1 protein-coding gene is annotated in these 3,797 nt (G+C 72.4%); it reads right to left on the bottom strand.

The features are described 5' to 3' along the window. Positions 1 to 3,797 (bottom strand): SDR family NAD(P)-dependent oxidoreductase (locus tag ACFV2X_RS55345; protein WP_385631871.1); only part of this gene is annotated, 3,797 nt, incomplete at both ends.

Raw genomic sequence — 3,797 nt, 5'->3', positions numbered from 1 at the left:
TCCGAGAACGCCTTGCACCGCCCGTCCGGCGACAGCCCCCGCTGCCGCGAGAACTCGACAAAGGCCACGGGCGTCGACATCACCGTCACACCACCGGCCAACGCCAGCGAACACTCCCCCGCCCGCAACGCCTGCGCCGCCAAATGCATCGACACGAGCGAAGACGAACAGGCAGTGTCGACCGTGACCGCCGGGCCTTCGAACCCCAGGGTGTAGGACACCCGGCCCGAGGCCATGCTCGCGGCGCTGCCGTTCCCCTGATAGCCCTCGAACTCACCCCCGCCGAGCAGATCGGCGTAGTCGTTGTACATCACCCCGGCGAACACACCGGTCCGGCTGCCCCGCAGCGACACCGGATCGATCCCGGCCCGCTCGAATGCCTCCCACGACGTCTCCAACAGCAGCCGCTGCTGCGCATCCGTCGCCAACGCCTCACGCGGACTCATCCCGAAGAACGCCGCGTCAAACTCCCCCACGTCCTGGAGGAACCCGCCTTCACGGGTGTAGGAGGTGCCGAGGTGGTCCGGGTCCGGGTCGTACAGCGCCTCCAGATCCCAGCCCCGGTCCGTCGGGAAGCCCGAGACCACGTCGACTCCCTCGAAGACCACCTGCCACAGGTCCTCGGGAGTACGCACCCCACCCGGGTAGCGGCAGGCCATCCCCACGACCACCACCGGGTCGTCGGACGTGGCGGGGAGGGTGTGCGTCGGCGCCGACATCTCTGTTTCGACCCCGAACAGCTCGTCGAGGAGATAGTCGGCGAGAGTGGTGGGCCTGGGGTAGTCGAAGACGAGGGTGGCGGGCAGCCGCAGCCCCGTGGCGATGTTCAGCCGGTTGCGCAGCTCCACCGCCGTCAGCGAGTCGAACCCCAGGTCCTGGAACGACCGGGAGGGTTCGACGGACGCGGCTCCGGCGTGCCCGAGTACGAGCGCCACCTGGCCGCGTACCAGGCTCAAAAGGGCGTCACGCCGCTCCTCTCGATGGGTCAGCGTGCTCAGTCGCCGGATGAGCGAGGCGGCTGCCCCCGAGCCCGCGACGGCTGCGCGGCGGGCCTTGGCCCGGACCAGTCCGCGCAACAGCCAGGGAATCTCGTCCTGGGTGCGCAGCGCGGGCAGGTCGAGCCGGACGGGTACGACGGCGGCCTCGCCACTCGCCAGGGCGGCGTCGAACAGCGCCACCCCCTGTTCGGCCGACAACGCCTGCATACCCGAGCGCGCCATCCGCCTCAGGTCGGCCTCGCTCAGCGCACTGGTCATCCCGCCCGCCGGCTCCCACGGGCCCCAGGCCAGCGATACGGCCGGCAGACCGGCCGTACGTCGATGCTCGGCCAGCGCGTCCAGGAAGGCGTTGCCCGCCGCGTAGTTGGCCTGGCCGGCTCCGCCGAACACCCCCGCCGCCGAGGAGAAGAGGGCGAAGACGGAGAGATCCATGTCCAGGGTCAGCTCATGCAGATGCCACGCCGCGTCCACCTTCGGCCGCAGTACGTTCGCCATCCGCTCCGGCGACAGCGCCTCCACCACGCCGTCGTCGAGCACACCTGCCGTATGGACGACTCCCCGCAGCGGATGTGCCTCGGGCACCCCGGCCAACACCTCGGCGAGCCCGTCGCGGTCGGCGATATCGCACGCTGCCACGGTGACATCCGCGCCGTGAGCCGTCAGCTCGGCGACGAGGTCCCCGACACCGTCGGCGGCCGGGCCACTGCGGCTGAGCAGCACCAGATGGCGTACGCCGCACTCGGTCACCAGATGGCGGGCCACCAGCCGGCCCAGTCCTCCCGTGCCTCCGGTGATGAGCACGGTGCCCTCGCCGTCCCATGCCGGCGAGGTCCCGTCGGATGCGGGGACGCGAATGAGCCGGGCCGCCCGGATCGCGCCGTCGCGCAGCGCCACTTGCGGCTCCGCGGAGGCGAGGGCTTCCAGCAGCAGCGATCCCGGTGTCCTGACGCCGTCGAGGTCGAGGTCGATCAGGCCGAACCGGCCGGGGTGTTCGGTCTGGGCCGAGCGCACCAGACCCCACACCGGGGCGGCGGCGAGGTCGTCGCCGGCCGTCGCGCCACGCGTGACGAACACCAGCCGGGAATCCGCCCACCGCTCCTCCGCCAGCCAGGTCCTGAGCTGCTCCAGCACGCTGTTCGTGGTGGTCCGTACGGACTCCGCCATCGGCGATCCGGAGTCGCCGCCGACCACGGGCACCAGCACGATGCCCGGTGTCGCAGCCTCCGGTGCCGCAGCCAGCGAAGCGAGGTCGGCGTGCGTTTCCGCCGTCGCGCCGCCCTCCTCTATCAGCGCGACCAGGCCCAGCGGGTCCGGGCCCACGACCGCCAGCCGGTCGCCGACGGGGACCGCCGCGGGTGTCGCCACCCAGTCCAGGCGGAACATGGAGGTACGCGCGATGTCCGGGACGCCGTCGCCGCCGTCCCCGTGCTCGGCCGGAAGCTCGGCCACCACCAGGGAGTCCACTGCGGCCACCGGGGCACCGGACGGATCGGCGAGCGCGATCGACAAGGCGCCGTCCGCGCGACGTGACAACCTCACCCGTACCGAGGAGGCGCCCACGGCCCGCAGCGAGACCCCCGACCAGGAGAACGGCACGGCACTCGTGTCCGTGTCGGAGTCCGAGTCCGAGTCGTCCAGCACGGCCACGTGCAGAGCGGCGTCGAGGAGCGCAGGGTGCAGGCCGAAGGCCGCCGCGTCTGCTTCCATCCGCTCCGGCAGGTCCACCTCGGCGAACAGTTCGTCGCCCAACCGCCACGCGGCCCGCAGGCCCTGGAACACCGGGCCGTAGCCGAAGCCCTCGGCCGCCCGGCGCTCGTAGAAGCCGTCCACGTCCAGCGGCGCCGCCCCGGTCGGCGGCCACACCCTCGCATCCGGCGTCGCGTCGCCGAGTTCAGCGGAGGACGGTGATGCGGCGGCGGTGAGGGTACCGGTGGCGTGCCGCAACCACGGTGTGTCCTCCGCGCCCTCGGGCCGCGAGTGCACACTCACCGGGCGGCTGCCGGTCTCATCCGGCTCGCCCACGGTCAGCTGCAGCTGTACGGAGCCCTGTTCGGGAAGCACGAGCGGTGCCGCCAGGGTGAGTTCGTCCACCCGGTCGCAGCCGACCTGGTCACCCGCCCGGAGCGCCAGCTCCACCAGCGCCGTACCCGGCACCACCAGCCGCCCCATCACCCGGTGATCCGCCAGCCACGGGTGGGACCGCGTCGACAGAAGGCTCGTGAACAGATGTCCCCCGGCACCCGCGAGCCCGACGGCGGCACCCAGGAGCGGATGGTCGGCCGCGCCAAGGCCGGCCGCGCGTACATCGCCGGCCCGGCTCGCCGCACCCGTCGGCCAGAACCGCTCGTGCTGGAAGGCGTAGGTGGGAAGGGCCACCCGCCGGGCGCCCGCGAACAGCGGGGACCAGTCCACCTCCACTCCTCGTACGTGGAGCCGGGCGAGTGCGGTGAGGGCCGACCTTTCCTCCCCCTGGCCCTTGCGCAATACCGGCACCAGCGCTGCCTCTTCCGGCGCCGACTCCTGCGCCAGGGCGGAGAGCACCCCGTCGGGCCCCAGTTCCACGAAGACCGTGACGCCGTCGTCGGCCAGGGTCCGTACCGCGTCCGCGAACCGGACGGCCTGACGGACGTGGGCCACCCAGTAGTCGGCGGAGCACAGCTGCTCCTCCGCCGCGAGGCCGCCCGTCACGTTGGACACCACCGGGATGGCCGGGGGCCGGTAGGACAGCCCTTCGGCCACGGTGCGGAACTCGTCCAGCATCGGGTCCATCAACGGGGAGTGGAACGCATGCGACACCCG

It is taken from the genome of Streptomyces sp. NPDC059679, from assembly GCF_042734105.1.
Classification (GTDB): domain Bacteria; phylum Actinomycetota; class Actinomycetes; order Streptomycetales; family Streptomycetaceae; genus Streptomyces.
This window is presented reverse-complemented; position numbering and strand designations above follow the sequence as displayed.